Genomic DNA, 23,989 nt, shown 5'->3' with positions numbered 1-23,989 from the left:
CGGTTCTGGATCGTCGTGGTTCGACGTCACTTCGAAACGAAGCAGCTTCCGCCGGCCGATTTGAGCTGCGAGCAAAGGCGGATTGCGTCGTCCTTGGAGGATGAAGGAATGCGGACGCGGTAGTATGTTCCCCTTCCCGCGATATCAGCCTTGACGATGTTGACCCCTTTTCCGGTCAATAGGCTTCCATAACGCTGCGCCATATCCTGGTAGGATTTTTGCGCCGCTTCCACGGTTGGCTGTGACGAAATTTGTACAGACCAGCCATCCGCACTGGAGGTCACAGGTGCCGGTGCCTGCGCGACGGGTTGCGCTGGCTGGCTGGGCGCCGCTGCCACCTGAGCGGGCTGAGTTGTTTCAACGGACCGCTGCGGCTGCGCCGGAGGCGCTGCTGGGCGGGAGGGTGGGACGGGCGCGGTGTCGGGGACGTTAGCCGCCGGAGCATTTGTCTCCACGGCTGGTTCACTTAGCGGATCTGCACTTGCCAGCCGTGCATCCGCGGGTGTCTCCTGACCAGACTGCTGCCGTGCATCCGCAGCCGGAGCCGGCTGACCAACAACGGCGTCATTGCCGGTTGCCACGGCAGTTTCGGTGTCCTGCGCCGGCGCCTCCGGCTCACGGGGAACGATAGTCCCGTCCGGGCGAACCACCATGGTGCGCACGCGGCGCGGCGTCATTGCCGTCACCGGCTCGCTTGTCGGAGTGACCGTATCACCGGCGCCCGGCGTCAGCCGCTCCTCCGACTTTGGCGTGGCTTGCGGCACATCAACCGGTTCCTCTGCCGTCGAAACAAGCCGCTCCTGTACCGGGTCTCCGCCTGCCTCGGCGCCAGATACCCTCTGATAGACCTGATTATCCTGATTGGGGACCTGTTCTCCGCCAGGATTTTCCGGCTTTACCTTGATGGGCTCGTCATCGGCCCGGACCACCACCGGCGCGGAATTGTCTTCGCCACCGCCGCTGAAGGCGAAAAAACCGACAAGCGCAAGAATGGCAACGCCACCCGCCACCCCAAGCATTGCAAGGTTGCGACGGCTCGCGAGTAGCCCGGGACGCGCTGCCATGCCGGCCGCGGTCTCTGGAGCAAAAGAACCGTGTCCCCGTTCGAATTCTTCCGAAGCCTCTCCCCAGGAGTTCATATCCGAAACCACGAAGGCGTCCGAGGCGTCCGAGGCGTCCGATTGTGTATTGTCGCTCGCGCCCTCTTCGTCGCGCTTTGCAAAGCTCTCCGGCTCGGAAAAACTGTCTGCAAAGGCAGTTTCAAAGCCGAAATCTTCCTCGTCCCGGGCTTGCTCTCCCGGTTGCAGGGCAGCAGCGGTATATGCATCGTCGGGCACGGTTGCAAAAGGCTCGTCGCTCACATCCCTGGGTGCTGCGGCGGGGAGACTTTCGCTGTCTCCAAAGGCTCGTGCCAAAGCTAGCTCCAGATCGTCCGATTCCGCCTCGGGCATGCGCTCGGGTTCGCTTACGAACTCAGGAATATGAGCAGCGTCCTCTACCTGCACCCGTTCATTTCCCGGCACATCGACAGTGTCGATATGCGGCACGGATGGTTCGGTTGCCGGGGACCGGGTGCCAGGAGAATGCTCCGGCTGCTGCCAGAAAGGCGCAGACAGAGTGGCATCCACTGGATCATCCTCGACCGGCAGTTCTGAATTCGGCTCAACGGCCTCGAATACATCCCACGCGCTCTCGCCCTGCAGGCTCTCGTCCGCCTGCGGTTGCATGGCCGGCTCCACAGGCAACATTTCATCGGCAGCCCCTGCCGAAAGCTGCTCTTCAAGACTCGCGGTAAAATCGTGGTCTTCGTACGCGACATCTGTGGCGACCGCACTCGTCCGCTCGGTTCCCTGAGCGATCGAGGAGGCGAAAGCCTGCGGCGAAAGAAACGGGTCTGCACTGGCGGTTGAGTCTGCAGCCGGATCGAAACTCACCGGAACTTCAGATTGCCCGGTGTCTTCCATATCATCGAACTCCGCAGGGTAATCAGCTGCAGCACTCTGCGGCTCAAAAAAATCCTCGGGTTCGGGTGTTTCCTGTTTCTCGTCAATCGCCGCATCGTCGGATTGATGCGCAAAAGAAGCCTCGGCATCCGTGGTTTCGAGGGTCTGATCTGCGACCTCGTTCTCTGAACGGAACCAATCCTCATTGGCAAGGGAGGCTTCGAGCTCATTGTCTAGTTGAGCGAAGTCCTGATCGCTGAAGGCCAGGTCATCACCCTCCGCTGCCCCTTCTACCCGCTCTTCACGGGCCAATCCTGTTTCGGCAACAGGGGCACTGGAATCGGTCATATCCAGGTCAAAGCCGGAGAAGTGCGGCTCCGCCGCTTCAGATTCAAAGCGCTGCTCATCAAGGCTTTCTGAGGGCTCAGAAGATCTGATATCTTCTTCCTCCAGGGTCGAAGCCGCCGACAGGTCGTCAGCAGGTTCCAGACGCATTTCGCTTTCAAAACTGGCAGCAAAACTCTCGTCGAGTTCGTCGGCCATATCCGCCGCAATATCAACTGCAGGCTCGTCAGGAGCCTGCGCCGCCTCATCAGCATCGAAACGCCAGTCGCTCGATGGCTGAGGCTGCCAGTCGTCGTGGGGAACTGCTTCCTCATGAACCTCGTCGGAAAACTCTGCCAGATCGCCAAGCAATTCGTTCTCGAGCTCAAGCGCGAGGTCATCGCCCTCCTGCTCGGCCTCATTGCCGGACGCCTCGGCGCGCCGTGGATCGTGGCCCATAATGCGGGTCAGTTCCGCAAATGGGTCGTCCTCAGAAAAAACGGCGCTATCCGCGCGTTGGTTCGAGCTATGATCTGCCATGCTTTTTTCCGCACTCACACTCGGTAGACGCCCGCGACGTCGTACAATTGTCGGGTACCAGCGCAATGTGGGCAAAAGGTGACAGACTACCGCACCCCTTTCGGGATGGGGTCAGCGCATCTCAGAAGGCGCCTCGGCCCCGATCAACGCAAGCCCGGATGTCAACACATCGCGAACTGCCTGCACCAGACCCAGTCTGGCATAGGTCAATTCTGGATCGTTAACCTTAACAAAACGTAAGTCGGCTGTCTCGCTGCCCTTGTTCCACTGCGCATGGAACAGGCTTGCCAGATCATAGAGATAGAATGCCAACCTGTGCGGTTCCATCACCTGGGCGGCGCTTTCGACAAGTCGGGGGTACTCCGCCAGCTTGCGTACCAAGGCCATTTCACCTTCATCGGTAAGCTTGCCAAGCTGGGCCTTCATCTCGGAACGGCTGAACTCCTTCACACCGAGTTGCTCGCTTGCCTGCCTGAATGCCGAGTGGCTTCGCGCGGACGCGTACTGCACATAAAAGACAGGATTGTCCTTGGACTGTTCCGTCACTTTCTCAAAGTCGAAATCGAGCGAGGCGTCGTTCTTGCGATACAGCATCATGAAGCGGATCGGATCACGCCCCACCTCGTCCACCGCCTCCCGAAGCGTGACGAACTCCCCTGCCCTCTTGGACATGCGCACAGGCTCGCCGCCACGAAACAGCTTCACCAGCTGGCAAAGAAGCACCGTCAGGTCCACCTTGTCCCTGGCCAGGGCCCGGGCAACGGCCTGCAACCGTTTCACATAGCCGCTATGGTCGGCGCCAAGCACATAGATCAGGTGCTCAAAGCCCCGGTCCAGCTTGTCCTTCATATAGGCCACGTCAGCCGCGAAATAGGTGAAGCTGCCATCCGATTTCATCAATGGGCGATCAATATCGTCGCCTACTTCAGTTGATCGGAAAAGCGTTTGCTCGCGATCCTCCCACTCATCAGGCTTCTGCCCCTTGGGTGGCGGCAATTTGCCCTTATAGACATGCCCCTTCATGGTCAGGTCATTGATCGCCGACCGGATCATCCCGCCATTACCTGCATGCAGCGAGCGCTCAGAGAAAAACACGTCATGGCGAATGTTCAGTGCGGCGAGATCGTCCCGGATCATTGCCATCATGCTTTCGACAGCCCTGTCCTTGACGATCGTCATCGCTTCGGCGGAGGGCATTTCCAGAAGTTTCGTGCCGAATTCCCCGGCAAGCTCCTGGCCCAGCGGTTTGAGATAATCTCCCGGGTAAAGACCCGCGGGAATTTCGTCGATCTTCTCACCCAGCGCCTCGCGGTAGCGCAACATCACCGACTGTCCAAGCACGTCGATCTGCACGCCCGCATCGTTGATGTAATACTCCCGCGCCACGTCATAGCCTGCGAAAGACAGGAGATTGGCAAGCGCATCGCCCACCACCGCGCCACGGCAATGTCCTACATGCATGGGGCCGGTCGGGTTTGCCGAAACATACTCGACATTCACCTTCTCGCCCCGTCCCATCTGCGAGCGGCCATAATCGGTGCCAAGATCCAGAATTTCGCCGAGCCGCGCCTGCCAGAAACCGTCGCTCAGCTTCAGGTTCACAAAACCTGGTCCCGCCACCGTGGCCGCGGCCACGTCGGGATCGGCCTCGAATGCTTTGGCGATCTTCTCACCCAGTGCCCGCGGATTCTCACCGACGGCCTTTGCCAGCACCATGGCCGCATTGGTTGCCACATCACCATGGCTTGCATCACGCGGTGGTTCGACGGCCACGCGCGAAAGGTCAAGCCCCTCACCGCTGCTTGTACGCAGATTGAGAGCTTCAATGGTCTTGGCGACCCGATCTGTGAAATCGGCGAAAATGTTCATGGACGATGTCCTGAAAAAAAGATCTTTGTCGTCCGCACCGCGGCGGAATTGCGGTTGGCACTAGCTCAATTCAGGAGTCTGGTCAAACAGGCGCTGGTGCTCTTTCACCGCGTAGGTGTCTGTCATGCCGGAGAGAAAATCGGCCACCAGCCGGGCCTTTTCGGCATCCTCTGCCATATCAAGGCCATCACGCCACCCCTCGGGCATCTCACGCGGATTGTCGAAATAGGCGTCGAACAGGTCCTTTACGATCCGGTCTGCATGCGCGCGGACCGCCACAACCGCCTCATGGCGATATAGATTGGCATAGAGAAATCGCTTCAGTTCCTTTTCTTCCGCCGCCATGTGATCCGAGAATGCAACAATCGTGAAATCTGCATCGTGCACAGCGTCCGTATTGGCAGGTTTCAGAACCTCGAGCCGCTGTCGCGAAGCCACGATCACATCCTCCACCATCGCCGTTATCTGCCGGCGCATGAGCTCGTGCCCACGGCGCACCGGATCAAGGCCGGGATAGCGGCGTTCGACCTCTCCAAGAATCTGTCCCGGCAGACCGACCGCTTCCAGCATTTCAAGCGTCAGGAGCCCGGAACGCAAACCATCATCGATATCATGCGCGTTGTAGGCAATGTCATCCGCAATCGCCGCGCACTGCGCTTCGATCCCGGCAAAACGGGCCAGTTCCAGGTCGTGGCGGGCGACATAGTCGAGAATGGATTGCGGAACAGGACCATCGAGCCCTTCGCCCTCACCATTCGTGAGCGGGCCATTGTGCTTGACCAGCCCCTCCAGGGTTTCCCACGACAGATTGAGACCATCGAACTCTGCATAGCGGCTTTCAAGTTCGGTCACGATCCGCAAAGACTGCGCGTTATGGTCGAAACCACCCCACCGTGCCATGCGTTCGTCGAGCGCGTCCTCTCCCGTGTGCCCAAAGGGCGTGTGGCCGAAGTCATGCACCAGAGCGATGGCCTCGGCGAGATCCTCATCGCAACAAAGCGCGCGCGCAAGAGCACGCGCGATCTGCGCCACTTCAATGGAGTGGGTCAGGCGCGTGCGGTAGTGGTCGCCCTCGTGAGCGATAAAGACCTGCGTCTTGTGCTTAAGGCGACGAAACGCCGTAGAATGGATGATCCGGTCCCGGTCGCGCTGAAAAGGTGTTCGTGTCGGGCTCTCGGGCTCCATCACAAGCCGGCCGCGCGAGGCCGCCGGGTCTGTCGCGTATGCGGCGCGCGGACGATAGCCGAAACCGATATTTTTCAAACCCTGTTCCGTTCCCATGCTCCGCAACATCCTTTCGGGCAGCCCGCCCCGGCCTGCCTTTGTCCTCGCCTGAAATCCGACCGCGTCGCTCAGGTTGACTTGCCGCCTTCGGCTTCATACCTATTCAATGAATACGAACGCAAGGTGACCGTCAGGACAACCATCATGGGCATGGACGCGGGAACGGAAATGAAGAGCGTTGAACTAACGGAAGCTGCGGCAAAGCGCATCGCTACGATTCTGAAGGACGAGCCGGGCAAGATTGCTCTGCGCGTCTCGGTGGAAGGTGGCGGCTGCTCTGGCTTTTCCTATGCTTTTGATCTCACGGACCAGCGCAATGAAGACGATCACGCCATCGAGCGGGATGGAGCAACCGTCCTCATTGACGATCTGTCGCTCGTTTATATGGGTGGATCGGTGATCGACTTTGTCGATGACTTGATCGGTCAGTCCTTCCAGATCAGGAATCCCAACGCCGTTGCATCCTGTGGGTGCGGAACCAGCTTCTCGATCTGAGCTTTCTTCCCAAACCACCGTTTTTCCGGGATAGCGCCGCGTATTTTTCCGCGGCGCTTTTCGTCTAACGGGTCAGTTGCGGTTCAGCTATTCCGTTCCGCACCGGCGTGCTGTGGCAGGATAAGGTTCAAGACAATTGCCAGGAAGGCAGCCGGCAAGAGGCCGGAGGTCATGAGTATCTGCGCGGTCTTCGGAAGATGCTGCAACGCCCCCGGTTCGAGCTGCAACCCCAGCCCCACAGAGAGTGAAACGGCAAAGATCACCATGTTTCGACGATTCCAGTGTACGTCCGACAGCATATTGATACCGGCCGCCGCGACCATGCCGAACATCACGATGACGCCTCCGCCGAGCACCATGATCGGCACTGTCGAAATCACCGCTCCAACCTTCGGCATGAGCCCGCACAGGATCAGGAAAATCGCACCATAGGTCACCACATGCCGGCTCATCACACCCGTCATGGAGATAAGACCGACATTCTGGCTGAACGAGGTGTTTGGCAGACCACCAAATACACCGGCTATGGCCGTACCGAGCCCATCCGCGTAGGTAGCGCCGGAGATTTCTTTCTCCGTCGCCTCGCGGCCGGCTCCCCCCTTGGTGATCCCTGACACATCGCCGACCGTCTCTATGGCTGAGATGACGGCCATGAAACACATGCCGATAATGGCCGGCAGAGCCAGCTCGAAGCCCCATTTGAAGGGGACGGGAATCGCCACCCAGGATGCGTTGCCCACATTGGAGAAGCTCACCATGCCCATGGCCAGGGCCACAATATAGCCCGCGACCAGACCGAGGAGCACAGCGGCAATCGACCACATGCCACGCGTGAAGAACTTCAGGAGCAATGTGACCACGACCACAACCAGCGCAACGCTCCAGTTCTGCAGACTGCCATATTCAGGCTTTCCGATCAGAGGTACACCGCCAGCAGAATATTGAATCCCCACTTTAATGAGCGACAGACCGATCATCAGAACGATCAGCCCCGTCACCATCGGCGGCAGCGCAAACCGAAGGCGCCCCACGAAACTGCCGAGGAAGAAATGAAAGATACCGCCCACGACGACCCCTCCCATCAGAGCCCCCATGGCAGCCACGCCCTGCCCCGCAACAATGGGGATCATCACCGGCAGGAACGCGAAGCTTGTGCCCTGAACGATAGGCAGGCGTCCGCCCACCGGCCCCATACCAATGGTCTGGAACAGTGTCGCGATCCCGGCAAAGAGCATCGACATCTGAATCATGTAGATGAGATTGGGAAAATCCGGTGAGTTCGACCCGAAACCGAAACCGGCTGCACCTGCCACGATGATGGCCGGCGTCACGTTGGAGACGAACATTGCCAGCACGTGTTGAATCCCAAGTGGCACCGCCTGAATAAGCGGAGGTGTATACTCGGGATTGCTCAAGTCCGCGCGCGACACTGCATCGCCGTCGCTCATCGTCGTTTGTGTCATGTCGTTCCCCGGTTGCTTCAGATCTTCTGAAATCTTTTTGGCGAAGCATCGGGCACAAACGCGCGCGCATCTATCTATATTTTTTTGAAAGACAGCCAGATTTCAAGCACAAATTGCAACACGAAGCCAGACATCTACCGAAGGGAATTCTTCAACATTTTCTGCTTGGATCGCGCCTGTTTCGGCTTGAGGCAACAAGCCGGAGCTCGATGTTCCTCAGCCGCCCACACTGATCGAAAGACGCCAGACCCCTGATGCCCTCTCTTCAAGCTCTCAAAAGGTCTGCCCGATACGAGCTGATCCGCGCCGGCTTGGAGGGTACGGCCCTGGCTCTGCACCTGGGGTTGCCTCTGGCCAACCCAAAACGTGGTGTCATATTTGCCCTCCACCATGTGGATTCTGAAAGCCCCGCTAGCTGGGTGCCAAATGCCTGGTTGAGCATAACGCCCGCCTTCCTTGAAGAGGCCATCCAGGTCTGCCGGGAAGAGGGCCTGATACCCATTGCACTCGAAGATTTGCCTGAGCGGCTTGCCGACCCCCGGGACACACGCCGGTATGTCTGCTTCACTCTGGATGACGGCTATCGGGACAATGCACGCTTCGCCGCGCCTGTTTTCCGGAGGCAGGCTGTCCCTTACACGGTCTTCATCACATCCGGCTTCGTCGAGCGAAGTAGGTCTATCTGGTGGAAGACCGCTCAGGAACTCGTCATGAACACGAACGATGTCGATCTTTCAGCGTTCGGAATTGATGCGCGCGTGCGCATTGAACACCGTGCCGAACGGGTCGCGCTGTTCGATCGTTTGGCAAACGCCATAAGTGAAGCGCAAGACGAAGACGCTGCGATTGACCGGCTCGACGCTCTGGCATTCGCTCATGGCATAGACCCGCTGGCAATCACCGAGCGTTTGACGATGGACGCCAGCGAACTTGCCGGGCTCGCCGCAGATTCGCTTGCCCGCTTCGGCGCGCACACACTCACGCACGCCAATCTGACCAAGGTGGATGCCAGGCGCCTGAAAACGGAAATGGATGATTCAGCGTCGAAGGTTTGCGACTATGTGGGCACGCGACCGACAACCTTTGCTTACCCCTACGGCTATCCGTCCGCTGTCGGTCCACGCGAGATCGCAGCCGCACGGCAAGCAGGTTTTGCCGCCGCAGTCACCACGAGGCCGGGCCTCCTGTCCCGGACATCCGCCAGCGCTATGACAGCGCTGCCGCGCGTGTCACTCAACGGCTTCTATCAGCGCAAACGCTATGTGCGCGCGCTCCTGTCAGGTCTGCCGTTTCGCTTCCGGAAAGGCTGAAGCCTGATTGGAGCGTCGCTCGGCACAGTCTGTCAGTATCCTGCACAAGGCGGTTGCGGCGCATTCCCGACCCACCTAAGAAAGAGTTGAGTTGTGGAAGGGCCCCATGAAGATCGCTACCTGGAACATCAACGGCGTCAAGGCGCGCATCGACAATCTTCTGCACTGGCTTGAAGAGTCCAGTCCGGACATCGCCTGTCTTCAGGAAATCAAATCCGTCGACGAGCTCTTTCCACGCGAGCCGATCGAAGCGCTCGGCTACCATGTGGAGACCCACGGCCAGAAAGGCTTCAACGGTGTGGCGCTCCTCTCGAAACTGCGCTTCGACGAGGTCAATCGCGGTCTGCCGGGTGACGACAGTGACGAGCAGGCCCGCTTTATCGAGGGCGTGTTTTCCACCGATAGAGGAGTTCTCAGGGTCGTTTCGCTGTACCTGCCGAATGGCAATCCCGTCGACAGCGAGAAGTTTCCCTACAAACTCGGCTGGATGGAGCGTCTTGAAAAGTGGAGTGCCGAGCGCCTCAAGCTGGAAGAACCCCTCGTTCTGGCTGGTGATTACAACGTCATCCCCGAACCAGAAGATGCAAAGAACCCCGAGGCATGGGTGGGCGACGCCCTTTTTCGTCCCGAGAGCCGGCAGGCCTTCCGGCGGCTGGGCGCTCTGGGTTTCACCGACGCATTGCGCGCAGTCAATCAGGATGATGGCGTCTACACGTTCTGGGACTATCAGGCAGGCGCCTGGCAGAAGAACAATGGCATCCGCATCGATCATCTGATGCTTTCACCCGAAGCCGCCGATTACATAGGTGCCGTCACGGTTGAAAAGCACACGCGCGGCTGGGAAAAGCCATCCGACCACGTCCCTGTCGTTCTTGATCTGAAATTGCGCCCAGCCTGAACGCCCCGGGCCGAATTAACCCGGGTCAATGGCCACGTGCCGCGTCCGGTGTTAACATGATCCTGTTATGCCCACGTTGCGGTACCTAGGGATCGCCGCTCTGGCGGTCACGCTTTCCCTGCCAGTCGCAGGCTCCTCTGCGGCCGATTGCCAGTGCCGCGCCAATGGAGCGGCTTTTCGTCAGGGAGAAACAGCCTGCCTCACACTGCCGGACGGACCGCGCCTGGCTCGGTGCGAGATGGTTCTCAACAATTCATCCTGGAAAATTCTCGATCAGGCCTGCTTCCAGACGTCGAAGCTTCTGGAAAACGCCGTCCCAATGACAGTGGCGCGTTATCGCGCACAGTCTGGCGGGCACTAGGCCGGGCACTAGGCGCCCGCCGTGTTGCCGATCAATCGAAGCCGTTTTCGCGCAGATCATGCGCCAGCGCGATTGCAGTGCGCCGGTCTGATTCTCCAGCCAGAGCAAAAGCCTGTTCCTGCATGGCCCTGATCCAGCCAACATCGTTCGGCGCGGCACGGTCCAGCGCCGCTGTCATCATCGCCAGACCTTTTACCACGCGGCCACTTTCGAACAGGATATGCCCGAGCATGGCCTGTGCGCCCGAGTGCCCCTTCTCGGCAGCGAGCTGGAACCAGCGTGCAGCCTGCTGCACGCTCTGGGCCACGCCCTCACCGTCCAGAAACATTCGGCCAACCTGGTACTGAGCCTCCGGATTCCGGTAGGTCGCAGCCGCCCGCATGAAATGCTCCTGCGCGGCAAGAGGATTGGCGCGGATCGGGCTATCGGGAATGCCCGTTTTCAGATATTTGCCCAACGCCACAAGCGCGTCCGAAACATAGGTCTCGTCCGGACTGCCCGGTCGCACATCCTGTTGAGCCACCGCAGAAAAAAACTTGAACGCTTCCCGATCGTTGCGGGCGACACCGTCACCTTCGGCATACATGCGGGCCAGTTTCCAGCGCGCACCGACCTGACCGTTCTCGGCGGCATAGCGATAGGCTTCAAGGGCCTCTTCCTTGTCGCCCCGCTTGTAAGCAGAGAAAGCGAAGCGGAACACGGCCCAGGGGCTACGCTTTTCCTGCTCCTGAATAACAGTGTTCTCGTCCAGTGCATAAGCGGTGCCCGGCAGCGCCGCAAAGGACGCCACCAGACCGGCAAGAACAGCTGTTTTCCCTGCTTCAAATATCCGCATAACAGTGCGTTTCTTTCTTTGCCCCCGGATGGGTGACAGCTCCATCACGGGCCGGTCCAACCGTCTGGGCATATTTCCAGATCGCGCCGGACTGATAGTCCGTCTCGCGCGGTTTCCATTCCTTTGCGCGCTCTGCGAGTTCTTTATCGCTGAGCGCCACGTCAATCGTGCCGGCCTCGGCATCGATGGTGATGACATCGCCATCCTTCAAGAGGCCGATTGGCCCGCATGCTGCCGCTTCCGGCCCAACATGACCGATGCAGAACCCGCGGGTCGCGCCCGAGAACCGGCCATCGGTGATGAGCGCAACCTTGTCGCCCATTCCCTGACCGTAGAGGGCTGCCGTGGTTGCGAGCATCTCGCGCATCCCCGGTCCGCCCTTCGGGCCTTCGTAGCGAATGACCAGCACTTCGCCTTCCTTGTACTTCCGCTCGGTCACGGCAGCGAAACACTCTTCCTCGGAATCGAAGCAACGCGCCGGACCCGAAAATGTGAGGTTCTTCATGCCTGCGACCTTAACGATCGCGCCTTCAGGCGCCAGATTGCCCTTAAGGCCAACCACACCGCCGGTCTTCGTGATCGGATTGTTCGCCGGACGAACCACATCCTGATCTGCATTCCACGGAACATGCTCCATGTTTTCGGCAATTGTGCGGCCAGTCACGGTCATGCAGTCGCCGTGCAGATATCCGTGTTCCAGCAGCGTCTTCATGAGGAGCGGGATACCGCCGGCTTCAAACATGTCCTTTGCAACATATTTCCCGCCCGGCTTCAGGTCGGCAATATAAGGCGTCTTCTTGAAGATCTCCGCCACATCGAACAGTGTGAATTCGATACCCGCTTCATGCGCAATCGCTGGCAAGTGCAGCGCGGCGTTGGTCGAACCGCCCGAGGCTGCAACAACGGCCGCCGCGTTTTCCAGAGCCTTGCGGGTCACGATATCGCGCGGACGAATCTGCTTGGCGATGAGCTCCATCACCTTTTCACCCGATGCATAATTGAACCGGTCACGCATCTCATAAGGAGCAGGCGCGCCGCAGGAATAGGGCAGAGCCAGGCCAATCGCCTCGGCAACCGTTGCCATCGTGTTGGCCGTGAACTGCGCACCGCAGGAACCGGCCGAAGGGCATGCTGCCTGCTCGATCTCGCTCAGATCCTCGTCGGAGATCGATCCCACGGAGTGCTGGCCGACGGCCTCGAACACATCCTGAACCGTAATCTGCCGGCCGCGATAGGTACCGGGCAGGATCGAACCGCCATAAATGAACACGGATGGCACGTTGAGCCGCACCATCGCCATCATCATGCCGGGAAGCGACTTGTCGCAGCCTGCCAGGCCGACCAGAGCATCGTAGCAGTGACCGCGCATGGTGAGCTCGACGGAATCGGCAATGACGTCACGCGACACGAGTGACGACTTCATGCCCTGGTGTCCCATGGCGATGCCGTCCGTCACCGTTATGGTAGTGAATTCGCGCGGTGTGCCGTGAGCAGCCGCCACACCCTTCTTGACGACCTGCGCCTGACGCATCAGCGAAATGTTGCAGGGCGCAGCCTCGTTCCAGCAGGTTGCAACACCTACCAGCGGCTGGGCGATCTCTTCTTCCGAAAGCCCCATGGCATAGAGATACGAGCGATGCGGTGCCCTTGCCGGCCCAACAGTGACGTATCGGCTTGGAAGTTTGTCTTTCGAAATTGCTTTTGCGTCCATAATTACCCCAGCCGCAGCGCGCGGCACTTCTCCTGAACAGTCGGTTGTGACCCGTGCGCCATCGAGCATTTTCGATGCGCCGGGTTTATGGCGGGAAATTGGCGTTTCGTCCCACCCCATTCTTAACCGAATGCTTATTGAGAAACTGTTGCCAAATGAACACATTGCCCTGTGCACAACAGTCAGGGGCTGTCAGCAGTGGAAACAGGGCGCACAAAGCGCCCTGCCCGTCATGGCAGATTCACGACTGCATTCCCTGTTCCTCACGCTTTCGCGCGATGATCGAGGCGACGATCGAGCCTCCGATCAGAAGCACCGTGACAGAGAGAGCCAGCGGTGAGGGAATCTTGATCCAGTGCGCAACCAGCATTTTGAGGCCAATGAACATCAAAACCAGAGAGAGTCCGGTTTTGAGGTGCTTGAAGGTTCGCATCATGCCGGAGAGAACGAAGAACATCGCGCGCAATCCCATCACCGCGAACACGTTGGACGAAAAGACGATGAAGGGATCGTTGGAGATGGCGAGAACGGCCGGAATGGAATCGACCGCAAAGATCAGATCCGTGAATTCCACCGTAACCAGCACGACGAAAAGCGGAGTCATGAAAAGAACGCCGTTGCGCTTTGTCAGAAAGCGGGAGCCTTCATATTCCTGTGTGACACGCCCGGTTTTCATCAAGAGCTTCACGATCCGGCTTTCCCCCGGGTCGATCATCTCTTCGTCGGACGTCATCATCTTGAAGCCGGAGAAGACGAGAAGCGCCCCCAGCGCCATACCGATGACCAGAAACTGATCAACCAGCTTTACGCCCGGAACGATCAGCGAAAGACGCATCACGATCGCGCCCAGGATGCCGTAGAAGAGCACGCGATACTGCGCCTCGGAAGGTACCTTGAAATAAGTGAATATGAGCGCGATGACGAAGATGTTGTCGAGGGAAAGCGCCTGTTCGATCAGATATCCGGTCAGAAACTCCGCGCCCCGGTCCTTGCCACCGAAGTAAAACACGCCCATGGCGAAAATCATGGCAAGTGCGACGTAACCGGCGACTGTCTTCATCGCTTCACGCGTCGTTATGACGTGATCGCGCCGATGGAGAACGAAGAGATCGAAAAAGAGGACTACGGCCACGAAGGCCAGAAAACCGGGCCAAAGCCAGTCATGCATTGTCATGGAGAGATACGAGGTTTGCGCCGCGTTTGCGCGTTGTCGTTCGATCCGACATCACAGGCAACGCCTTGCCTGCCAGAGGGGCCCGGATCGGGTGACTGCTCTTATGTGCGGCAAAACCCGTCACAATACAAGTCTTGTCACCCGCCGCCGCCTGCCCGCTCATCCCGCTGGAAGACCGCTTCTCCTTCCCGAGACCAAAAGACCCGGCCGAAGCCGGGTCTTGGGGGAAATGGGATCAATCCCTCGATATCGATAAATGGGGCCTACCATTTGACCTTGTAGTTGGCCGATATGATGCCGGCCCAACCTGAATCCACGGCATTGCCGATTTCGATCCCCTTCGTGGCCTCGGCGCTGGCCAGATAAGATACAGCACCGCCCAGGCGGAGTTCCCCACCAAGAGAATCCTTCATGCTGACACCGGCGGCCAAAAGCCATTTGTCGGTGCGGAAATCATAGCCGGTCGAGACGCCACGGTCCCACTGAAGGCTGACGAGGCCCGACACATTATCTGTAAACGCGTGGCCAATACCACCGGTGACGGTCCAGCCATCCCGCCAGTAATACTGGTTCTGGCTGGTGCCGACGCCGGTCACATTGAGGTTCAGCGTTTCATTAACAGACCAGTCAGTCCAACGGACAGAACCAAAGGCAAGCCAGCCAGGTGCGATGCCGGATTGAACTTTCAATTCCACACTTTGCGGAAGTTCACCATTTCCCGCAGCCGGTACCGGGACGATTACACCCGGTCCCATCATCAGATTGCCGCTGCCGGTGGCATCATGCGTCGTGCCCGAACGATACATAAGCTCGGTGCGAAACGCGATGTCCGGTATTTCGTAAGCGACACCGGCCCGCCACCCCACGGCACTGCTCGTGAGATCTACGTCAAGAGCACCCGCGCCACCGAGGAAGTCATAGTTGAACTTTTCAAGAAACGCCCCGCCCAGGACGGCAAGTCGCCCCTTCCCCATGTTCATGAACACGGCACAGGTCGCCCCGAATTCGGTAACCGTAAATTTCTCTGACAGCTTGCCCGCCGGACCGAAGGGCGAAGCGTATGTCGAGGCAGCACCATAGACATCCGTATAGGTGCCAGCGCATGAGAGATTGTCTGAAACCTTAAACTTCACAGCACCGGAAGGAATGGCATAGGTGTCCAGATAATCCGTACCCACAAGAGCCGGATTCGTCGACTTGGAAAACTTCTGCGTCGGAACGACGATGATCGCACCTGCACGCATGTTAAAGTTACCATCCTCATAAAGGATGTCGGTGTCAGCAGTACCACGCGAAAAACCGCCCGCCTGAGCTGAACCAATAGCCGCAGCCAGAACGGTCGAAGCCGATAGAATGCGAACCAAACGCATGAGATCCCCTCTCCTCCAATTGCTCATTCAAGAATAGCAGCGCCATCCCGAACCTCAATTGTTACTGTACAGCTTGTCGCACCTCACGCTTACGTGAACGTAATACGCCTATCGGATATTGGCGTGACAACCTGCTCGCCTTGGCTCAGCAAAGCCGCGATGGCCTTAAAATTCCCCTGAAATCGACACATTTTGCTCCAACGAATTCGCAAATTCGACACCAGTTGCACAATAGCAACACCCGCCGGAGATTTCGCGAAACCGTCACAAACCGGTCGCGCGGAACGTCTCCGACACGCGTCTTCGCCACCCGATCACGAATCATACGGCGCAATGAGAAAGCCGCGCTCACCGCACAGGGCGAACGCGGCTTGGGAGCCTATGTCAAACGCAGGAATAGTGGTCGATCAGCCCGCTTCGTTCACGCGGGCAAGCGCCACTTCCAGCCGCGCCTTCGCATCGGCGAATTCAGCCAGTTTCTCGCGCTCGGCCTCAACGATTTCCTGCGGCGCATTCGTAACGAACTTCTCGTTGCCAAGCTTCTTTTCCAGTCGCTGCATTTCCGCCGCGGTCTTGGCGATCTCCTTTTCAAGCCGGGCAGCTTCCGCCGACAGGTCGATCAGGTCACCGAGCGGCAGGCAGAACGTGGTGTCGCCGAGCACGATCTGCGCCGATCCCTTCGGCGCCTCACCGGCAAAACCAAGCTCTCCCACGCGTGCAAGCCGCCGAATTGCCGGATCGTGCCGTGCAATGCGCGCGCGCGTTGCCTCATCGGCATCGACTGCCACTAGCGGTGCAGTGGCGGAAGGCGGCACGTTCATTTCGGCGCGCACCGAACGGATGCCGGACACCAGGTCCACAAGCCAGTTGATGTCAGCTGCCGCATCCTCGTCCTCAAAGTCGGGTGCCGGCCAACGGGTCAGCGCCAGAACGCTCTCCCGGCCAGCGTCCCCTCCCGTATGTGCCCAGAGTTCCTCTGTCATGAACGGCATCATCGGATGAAGAAGCTTGTAGGTTTCTTCAAGCACGTAGGCCGCGCAGGCCCGGGCCTCGGCCTTGGCGGCCTCGTCATCCCCTGCGAAAACAGGTTTCAGAAGCTCCAGATACCAGTCACAGAACAGGCTCCAGACAAACCGGTAGGCTGTCCCCGCCGCTTCGTTGAAGCGGTAGGCCTCGATGCTCTCGGTAATTCCCCTGGCGGCCCTCGTCAGCTCGGTCAGGATCCAGCGATTGATGGCAAGCTTCGCATTGCCAGGGCGGAAGTTCTCGTCACGCTTGACACCGTTCATCTCGGCAAAACGCGTCGCATTCCAAAGCTTGGTGCCGAAATTGCGATAACCAGCCACACGCGCAGGGTCCAGCTTCACGTCACGACCTTGCGCTGCCATGATTGCAAGCGTGAAGCGCAACGCATCGGCGCCATACTCGTCAATCAGCTCGAGCGGATCGATGACATTGCCCTTCGACTTCGACATCTTGGCGCCGTTCTTATCCCGCACCAGCGCGTGGACATAGACCGTGTGGAACGGCTCCTCCTCCATGAAGTGCATGCCCATCATCATCATCCGGGCGACCCAGAAGAAGATGATGTCGAAGCCTGTCACCAGAACCGAGGTCGGGTAGTATCGTGCCAGCTCAGGCGTCTTGTCCGGCCAGCCCAGCGTGGAAAAAGGCCACAGAGCAGATGAGAACCAGGTGTCGAGCACATCCTCGTCACGGGTGAGAATTTCGCCGGGCTTGAAATTCTCCAGCTTCTCCTCAACCCAGGCCTTCCAGGGCCCTTCATGCGAGATATAGTGCTGGATTGCAGCTTCAAGCGCGGTTTCTTCGTCCTTCTCGACGAAGACCTGCCCATCCGGTCCATACCACGCGGGAATCTGATGGCCCCACCAGAGCTGGCGGGAAACGCACCATGGCTGGATATTCTCCATCCACTCGAAATAGGTCTTCTCCCAGGTCTTTGGCACGAATTTGGTACGGCCCTCGCGAACGGAAGCAATGGCCGTTTTCGCCAGGGTCTTCGCGTCCACATACCACTGATCGGTGAGGAATGGTTCGATCGGCACTCCGCCGCGGTCGCCGTGTGGCACCGTATGCTTGTGGGGCTCGACCTTCTCCAGAAGCCCCGCCTCCTCCATCATTGCGACAATCTTCTCGCGCGCCTCGAAGCGATCGATACCATCCAGTTCGGCGATCGTGCGCGCGAGCGGCGCGTCCGCACCTTCCAGCCCTTCGAGAAAAGCTTCATTGCCTTTAAGGGTGAGCGTGGCGTCGGTCGCCATGATGTTGATCTGTGCCAGATCATGGCGCTTGCCGACCTCGAAGTCGTTGAAATCGTGCGCAGGCGTCATTTTCACCGCGCCGGTGCCCGCTTCCGGATCCGGATAATCGTCGGCGACGATCGGGATGCGCCGTCCAACCAGTGGCAACAGCACATTCTTTCCCACCAGTTCCCTGTAGCGTGGATCCTCAGGATGCACCGCAACACCGGAATCGCCCAGCATGGTTTCCGGGCGGGTCGTGGCAACCACCACATAGTCCCGCGTCTCATAGCCATCCGGCTGGCCGTCGGAGGGCCGCCAGGTGACCCGGTTGCCTTCATCGTCCAGCTTGTAGGGATGTTCATAGGTCAGCCCATCAGCCAGCGGATAGCGGAAATGCCAAAGGTTGCCGTTGGTCTCGACCTGCTCGACCTCGAGATCCGAAATCGCCGTCAGGAGCTTCGGGTCCCAGTTTACGAGACGTTTGTCCTTATAGATGAGTTCCTGCTTGTAGAGCGAAACGAAGACCTCGACCACGGCCTTTGAAAGTCCCTCGTCCATGGTGAAGCGTTCACGCGACCAGTCGCAGGAGGCCCCCAGCCGCTTGAGCTGGTTCATGATTGCGCCGCCGGACTCAGCCTTCCATTCCCAGACTTTGTCGACGAATTTTTCCCGCCCCAGGTCGCGGCGGTGCTGCTGCTTTTCCATGAGCTGACGCTCAACCACCATCTGAGTGGCGATGCCCGCATGGTCCATGCCTGGCTGCCATAGAACGTCCTTGCCGCGCATGCGTTCGAAACGCACCATGATGTCCTGCAACGTGTTGTTGAGAGCATGGCCCATATGCAGCGAGCCGGTCACATTCGGTGGCGGAATGACAATGGTGAAGGATTCCGCACCCGCTTCCGCGCCGGCTCCGGCCTTGAAGGCATCGGCCTCTTCCCAGCGAGCGGCGATTTTCGGCTCGACGCTTGCCGCGTCGTAAGTCTTCTCAAGCATAAGGGTTTCCGCGCTAGAGCAATCCCGGAAACATGGAAAAGGCCCCTCCGGAACTGCGTGGAATCAACAAACGATCACCTCGCCACCCATCAAAAGACAGCAAAGCGACAGACCAGCAATCTGGTCTCTTCACAGAACGGTGTAAAGCCGAAGGGTCAGGTCAAGTCAACCGGCAGGCGGTGCGGTCTATCCGCCACGCGCAATCCGCTCGATCTCCTCGCGCACGAGACGTTCGACAATGGTCGGCAGATTGTTGTCGAGCCAGTCCTGCAACATCGGTCTCAGCATTTCTTCGGCCATCTGGTCGAAATTGCGCCGGCGGCTGGCTTCAAAGGCTTCGTTCAACTCTCCGAACGCCGCAGCGACCTTGCGGCCGGTATATTCTGAGAGAATGCCTTGCTTCGCTTCATCAGCCCGCTCGGCAGCAGCCGGCAGGCGCGGTTCATTCTCATGCGCTTTATTCTCGACGCGACCAGCGCTCTCAACGGAAGCTGGCGCATTCGGTACAGCGTCAACCTCGGCGATCCGCTGCATCAGCCCGCGATCGACTGTCGAGGCATACGATGAGGATGAACCTGCGACATGCGCTCCCGGGGCCTCGGCATCAGAGGCTGCCTCCGAAACTGACGTCTCCCGCAGCTCCGACTTGAAGGTTTCAACGTCACCCGACGTGTCAGCGCTCGGCGCTTCGTCATGCCTGACCGGCTGGACGGGCGAAGCTTCTTCGCGATCCGGGCTCGGCTGCCGGCTCGGTGCATCGCCCCGGCCATGGGCCTCGTTCCGCTGTGTCAAAGCTTCGCTCGCAGCAACAGGCTCGGGAACCGCTTTTTCGGAAGATTTTGCTGAGGGAGCGTCATTATCCTCGATAATGCGCCGAATCGAGGCGAGTATCTCCTCCATGGAGGGCTCACGTTGACTCCCGTTGGAAGTCAGCGCCTCGACTGCAGCTTCCATCTTCTGCGCCCCAAAACCCTGTGACATCGTAAAACTTGCCGCCTCCAACTGCGTCCGCCTCACCTGCCTGCCCGGAACGAAGATTTCAGATCTATCCGGGCGCCGGAACAGACGGTCGAATCATATGGACCAGCGTAACGCACGGTCAGCCCCATGAGAATCCCCGTCCCCATGCAGTTTCGGGTTGCACACAAGAATGCCGGGCTCAACGGAGACCGGCATCCCATCAAGGCTCAATTTTTGAAAGAGGTGAGCAACACCCGAGGCGTAACAGGCAGCTCTCAGCGACCATCTGGGGTACGCAGGCCGTACCATTTGTCCTTGACTGCCTGGTAGTGCTCTTCGGGGCGATACTCGCTGACCTGAAGCCCGAGCCGGCTGGCGGAAAGCCGGCCGGTCGCCGACAGAATCGCAAAGCTGGCAACCACGATGTCGCGCTCCGCGTTCACTTGATTGATCTTTGCATCAATCACATCCGCCTGCGCGTTCAAGACATCGAGCGTGGTACGCTGCCCCACATTGCGCTCTTCGATCACGCCATTGAGTGCCAATTGTGCGGCCTGCACCAGTTCACGATTGGCCGCGAGCGATTCCCGCGCCGCCTGATACTGGCTCCATGCCGACACGACGGCCGCGCGAACCTGGTCGCGACTGACATCAAGATTGATGCGCGCCTGGCCAAGCGTTTCCTTGTTTTTGCGTACTTGAGCAGAGGCCTGACCGCCCTGGTAAATCGGCACAGTCAGGTTCAGCCCGATGCGTGCACTGTCGCTCGATCCATCGCTCGAGAGGCCTGGCGAGGTATCCCGATAACTGTGTGACAGCCCAACCGAGCCGGAAAGCTGTGGAAGGAAAGCACCTTCGGAAGATTTTACACGGAAAGACGCGGTGTCGATCTGGTGTTGACGCGCCTTGATGACCGGGTGCTCTGCGAGGCCAAGCGCAAGCGCGCTGTCCAAATTCTTCGGCAGCAAATTCGTCAGAGGTCCGGCCGCTTTCAGGTCCTTGGGCGCATCGCCGATAAGCTGGCGATAAACAGCCGAACTGGATGTGACCGCCGCACGTGCCGCACTGAGCTGAGCCAGAGCGGCCTGCCGCCGGGCCTGGGCCTGTGCAACGTCGGTCCGGGTCCCCTCACCCACGTCGAAGCGCGAGCGGGCCGAACGGACCTGCTCTTCCAGAAATTCGAGATTCTGCGCCCTTAACGCCGCGATCTGGCGATCACGAATCACATCCATATAGGCGCTGGCAGCGTTGAAAAGCGTGTCGAGTTCCTGATTTCTCAAGGCCTCATTGGCCGCCCGCACGGACGCCTCGGCAGCTTCCACATTGTTGCGCGTCTGAAAACCATCGAAAATCGGCTGCGTAAGCGAGATACCGAATTCACCGGTGCGAATGTCGGTGCCGTCATTGTGGGTCAGAGCGAGCGAAGCCGTACCCTGGACACGCGGCCGCATGCCGGATTTCGCGATGGCGACATCTTCATCCGTGATTCGAACGCCTGCACGTTCCGCATTGAGGGTGGAGTTGTTTTCGTAAGCCTTTGCCAGAGCACCCAGAATGGTCTCGGCGGAAACGGTGACTGGCGTCGCAATCAACGCGGATGAGGCCACAAGGGGGATAAGGAAACGACGATAAAAAGGCACGATCTGTCAACCTCGGACTGTTATCGGCAGCCGCGTCTTTCAGGACACCACCACCCCGACTTATGTGTTCCGGTCTTTCGACCGGTGTCCACGCCCGGGAGACACCGATAACAGCAAGTCCCCCACCCCCAAATCAGGCGCTCTTTAAATAGATGTTACATCAATCCCTTGATCAATTCCGTTGCAGGAAAGCAACAAGTCTCACCTCAAAAAATGAATGCCGGCTCCTCCTGGAACCCGGGCAGCGGCCTGATTGCGAGATTGAAGGCCGGACGGCTCGAAACGATGCCGTCGTCCTTCACGAAAAGATGCGCCTGCGCCGCGTTTCCTTCACCGATCACTGCAACGAGACGTCCCCCATCGCGCAATTGATCCAGAAGGCTCTGCGGAACACGGTCAACGGCCCCTCCTATGACGATCACGTCATAGGGTGCATCGTCTGCATATCCACCCTGCAAGGCACCGCCCACGACGGCAACATTGACGCATCCGAGATCGCTGAGCGCCTCGGTCGCCATCCCCGCGAGCGCCTCGTCGCTTTCCAGCGCGACAACAAAGCTCGCGAGGCGCGATAGCACGGCTGCAGAATAGCCCGTGCCCGAGCCGACATCGAGAACCACGTCGCTGGACTGCACGTCAGCAAGCTGAACAAGCTTGCCGAAAGCCGCAGGCTCCATCAGATAACGGGCGCCGTTCCCCTCGGCAGCCGAAGCGATTTCGATATCCTCGTCAATATAGGCGAGTGCTTTCTTGCGTCCCGGCACAAAGGCCTCACGCGGAATCTCACCCATCGCTGTCAAAAGTGCGTTGCTCGTCACATCGGACGTCCGCAACTGCCCTTCCACCATATTGGCGCGCTGCTGGGAGAAATCGATTGTCATGCGTCAGATCCCGAAGCCTGTTCTCGCGCGATGTGCAGGAGAGGTTTCCCGCTTCGGCGAAAACAACGATTTGAAGGGTTTGCTAACGGCTGCCGCCGCCCCTGTCAATCGCTCTGCGGCAGCCAGTCGTGGACCACTGACACCTGCCGAAAGAGCTTCCGGCGCAAGCGGAAAGGTCTGGCCATGTTGCAAGGGACCGCAGGCATGCGACGCTTCACCGCTCAGCCGGGCAGCGCAACGAATTCCTGGTCGTCTCCGTGTGGCAGGTCGAAAAGCCCCGCGCCCCAGTCTGCCCTGCGCCAGTCGTCCTTGGCCGCTTCTATGCGCTCTTGTGAGGAGGCGACGAAATTCCACCAGATGTATCGCGGTCCGCTCATTGTGGCACCACCAAGCACCATCAGACGCGCGCCTTTCGCTCCTGCCCCCACCGTAATGGGATCACCTGGCCGGAAAACCATCATGCGTCCTGCTTCAAAAACCTGCCCCGCCACAGAGATTTCCCCCTCGATGACGTAAACGCCCCGATCCTCATGATCGTCCGGCAGTGGAAAACGCGCGCCGGCGTCCAGTTTTACATCGGCATAGAACGTGTCGGTATAGACCGTCGCGGGTGCCGTCTGGCCATAGGCGCTCCCCAGAATGAGCCTCAGACGCACGCCATCGTCGTCGATCTGGGGAAGCGCCTTCTTCCCGTGGTGTTCGAAAACAGGCTCTGCATCCTCCATTGCCTCCGGCAACGCCACCCAGGTCTGAATGCCAAATAGGCTGTGTGGCCCCTGCCGTGAAGCGGCACTAGTGCGTTCCGAGTGAGAAACGCCCCGCCCGGCCACCATCCAGTTTAACGCGCCGGGATGAATGATCTGATCTGAGCCGATACTATCGCGATGATGGAAATCGCCACGAAAGAGATAGGTCACGGTTGCCAGCCCGATATGAGGATGGGGCCGGACATCGATCCCCTGACCGGTCAGAAACTCCGCCGGGCCCGCCTGATCGAAGAAGATGAACGGTCCCACCATCTGCCGCCTCGGTGCAGGCAGCGCCCGACGCACCTCGAAGCCGCCAATGTCACGCGCCCGCGGAACGATCAGCGTTTCGATGGAATCGGCCTCGATATCATTCGGACAGCCCGGCGTGAGAGCGGGATTCCAGCTCATAACAACATCCTTCGTGGCAAACATCTGATTTTGAGAAAGTCTATCATCATGGTCCGTGGCCGGGAACGTCAGCCATATTGACAGTCTGTCTCCATCCGCAGGCCTGAGCGTTCCGCAGGTTGGACCGCGCGTTCATCTCCTGCCTGGAGCTTCTTCCTGCTGGCTGATCGCGTTCCGGCCAAAATCCGCATTCTGTCGACAGTCCTGTGCTGGAGCGCTTGCGCCCCGACGCATCGCGCAGATGAGGAAGCCGCCCATTTATCCGGCAGGGGTATCCCGGTAAGTCGAATTCATGAATTGCGTTCGCAGCGATATCCGGCACCGTTTTCCCTTGCAGAGCAAGGCTTGGGCAGAACGAGATGAAAGCATACCTGTCTTTTGCAATTTTGTTTCAGCTGATGCTGATCGCGCCGGTTACCGCCCTTGACCTTGAGGTTTGCAATTCGGGCGAACAGACGGTTTTCGTCGCTCACGCGGAATCGTCCCTCAATTCGCCTTACAGGGCTGTCGGCGG

The 23,989-nt window shown here is 59.1% G+C and carries 18 protein-coding genes; 4 read left to right on the top strand and 14 right to left on the bottom strand.

Features of this window, described 5'->3' with window-relative positions; all coding sequences use genetic code 11:
• Positions 1 to 26 precede the first annotated feature (26 nt).
• From P2W41_RS08700 to P2W41_RS08690, 3 genes are all read right to left on the bottom strand, one after another.
• The gene (locus P2W41_RS08700; protein ID WP_404934868.1) at positions 27 to 2,807 is read right to left on the bottom strand and encodes an SPOR domain-containing protein; all 2,781 of its coding nucleotides are present in this window, start codon (positions 2,805 to 2,807) and stop codon (positions 27 to 29) included.
• A 111-nt stretch (positions 2,808 to 2,918) separates the two neighbouring features.
• Positions 2,919 to 4,676 (bottom strand): arginine--tRNA ligase, encoded by a 1,758-nt coding sequence (gene argS, locus P2W41_RS08695; RefSeq protein ID WP_404934867.1) that lies wholly within the window; start codon positions 4,674 to 4,676, stop codon positions 2,919 to 2,921.
• A 60-nt stretch (positions 4,677 to 4,736) separates the two neighbouring features.
• Positions 4,737 to 5,957 carry a deoxyguanosinetriphosphate triphosphohydrolase gene (locus P2W41_RS08690; RefSeq protein ID WP_404934866.1) on the bottom strand — a complete coding sequence of 407 codons (1,221 nt, stop codon included), beginning with the start codon at positions 5,955 to 5,957 and terminating at the stop codon, positions 4,737 to 4,739.
• A 147-nt stretch (positions 5,958 to 6,104) separates the two neighbouring features.
• Between P2W41_RS08690 and erpA the strand changes: the two genes are divergently transcribed.
• Positions 6,105 to 6,455, top strand: a complete 351-nt coding sequence (gene erpA, locus P2W41_RS08685; protein ID WP_292896130.1) for an iron-sulfur cluster insertion protein ErpA — start codon at positions 6,105 to 6,107, stop codon at positions 6,453 to 6,455.
• An 83-nt stretch (positions 6,456 to 6,538) separates the two neighbouring features.
• On the opposite strand, the gene P2W41_RS08680 is transcribed toward erpA, so the two are convergent.
• Positions 6,539 to 7,918 (bottom strand): nucleobase:cation symporter-2 family protein, encoded by a 1,380-nt coding sequence (locus P2W41_RS08680; RefSeq protein WP_292896132.1) that lies wholly within the window; start codon positions 7,916 to 7,918, stop codon positions 6,539 to 6,541.
• A gap of 434 nt (positions 7,919 to 8,352) precedes the next feature.
• Between P2W41_RS08680 and P2W41_RS08675 the strand changes: the two genes are divergently transcribed.
• The 3 genes from P2W41_RS08675 (at position 8,353) to P2W41_RS08665 (ending at position 10,487) form a co-directional block, all read left to right on the top strand.
• The gene (locus tag P2W41_RS08675; RefSeq protein WP_404934865.1) at positions 8,353 to 9,228 is read left to right on the top strand and encodes a polysaccharide deacetylase family protein; all 876 of its coding nucleotides are present in this window, start codon (positions 8,353 to 8,355) and stop codon (positions 9,226 to 9,228) included.
• A gap of 106 nt (positions 9,229 to 9,334) precedes the next feature.
• Positions 9,335 to 10,126 (top strand): exodeoxyribonuclease III, encoded by a 792-nt coding sequence (gene xth / locus P2W41_RS08670; RefSeq protein ID WP_292896136.1) that lies wholly within the window; start codon positions 9,335 to 9,337, stop codon positions 10,124 to 10,126.
• Between the two features lie 67 nt (positions 10,127 to 10,193).
• Positions 10,194 to 10,487 carry a hypothetical protein gene (locus P2W41_RS08665; protein ID WP_292896138.1) on the top strand — a complete coding sequence of 98 codons (294 nt, stop codon included), beginning with the start codon at positions 10,194 to 10,196 and terminating at the stop codon, positions 10,485 to 10,487.
• Between the two features lie 31 nt (positions 10,488 to 10,518).
• On the opposite strand, the gene P2W41_RS08660 is transcribed toward P2W41_RS08665, so the two are convergent.
• The 10 genes from P2W41_RS08660 to P2W41_RS08615 form a co-directional block, all read right to left on the bottom strand.
• Positions 10,519 to 11,322, bottom strand: coding sequence for a tetratricopeptide repeat protein (locus tag P2W41_RS08660; protein ID WP_292896140.1), 804 nt, complete (start codon positions 11,320 to 11,322; stop codon positions 10,519 to 10,521).
• On the bottom strand, positions 11,309 to 13,033 hold the full coding sequence (ilvD, locus tag P2W41_RS08655; protein WP_292896142.1) for a dihydroxy-acid dehydratase: 1,725 nt from the start codon (positions 13,031 to 13,033) through the stop codon (positions 11,309 to 11,311). The genes P2W41_RS08660 and ilvD overlap by 14 nt, the downstream gene beginning before the upstream one ends.
• A 241-nt stretch (positions 13,034 to 13,274) precedes the next feature.
• Positions 13,275 to 14,207, bottom strand: a complete 933-nt coding sequence (locus P2W41_RS08650; protein WP_404934864.1) for a TerC family protein — start codon at positions 14,205 to 14,207, stop codon at positions 13,275 to 13,277.
• A gap of 263 nt (positions 14,208 to 14,470) precedes the next feature.
• Positions 14,471 to 15,577 (bottom strand): outer membrane protein transport protein, encoded by a 1,107-nt coding sequence (locus P2W41_RS08645; protein ID WP_292896146.1) that lies wholly within the window; start codon positions 15,575 to 15,577, stop codon positions 14,471 to 14,473.
• A 407-nt stretch (positions 15,578 to 15,984) separates the two neighbouring features.
• Positions 15,985 to 18,837 carry a valine--tRNA ligase gene (locus P2W41_RS08640; protein WP_404934863.1) on the bottom strand — a complete coding sequence of 951 codons (2,853 nt, stop codon included), beginning with the start codon at positions 18,835 to 18,837 and terminating at the stop codon, positions 15,985 to 15,987.
• A 186-nt stretch (positions 18,838 to 19,023) separates the two neighbouring features.
• Positions 19,024 to 19,818 (bottom strand): PopZ family protein, encoded by a 795-nt coding sequence (locus P2W41_RS08635; protein ID WP_292896150.1) that lies wholly within the window; start codon positions 19,816 to 19,818, stop codon positions 19,024 to 19,026.
• 254 nt (positions 19,819 to 20,072) lie between these two features.
• Positions 20,073 to 21,437, bottom strand: coding sequence for a TolC family outer membrane protein (locus P2W41_RS08630; protein WP_292896152.1), 1,365 nt, complete (start codon positions 21,435 to 21,437; stop codon positions 20,073 to 20,075).
• Between the two features lie 206 nt (positions 21,438 to 21,643).
• A complete protein-coding gene (locus P2W41_RS08625; RefSeq protein WP_292896154.1) occupies positions 21,644 to 22,318 on the bottom strand; it encodes a protein-L-isoaspartate O-methyltransferase in 675 nt (224 codons plus the stop codon).
• Positions 22,319 to 22,539: 221 nt separating this feature from the next.
• Positions 22,540 to 23,475 (bottom strand): pirin family protein, encoded by a 936-nt coding sequence (locus P2W41_RS08620; RefSeq protein WP_404934862.1) that lies wholly within the window; start codon positions 23,473 to 23,475, stop codon positions 22,540 to 22,542.
• Positions 23,476 to 23,765: 290 nt separating this feature from the next.
• Positions 23,766 to 23,948, bottom strand: coding sequence for a hypothetical protein (locus P2W41_RS08615; RefSeq protein WP_404934861.1), 183 nt, complete (start codon positions 23,946 to 23,948; stop codon positions 23,766 to 23,768).
• Positions 23,949 to 23,989: the final 41 nt, after the last annotated feature.

The organism is Nitratireductor sp. L15S-10 (assembly GCF_045011005.1).
GTDB lineage: Bacteria > Pseudomonadota > Alphaproteobacteria > Rhizobiales > Rhizobiaceae > Nitratireductor.
This window is presented reverse-complemented; position numbering and strand designations above follow the sequence as displayed.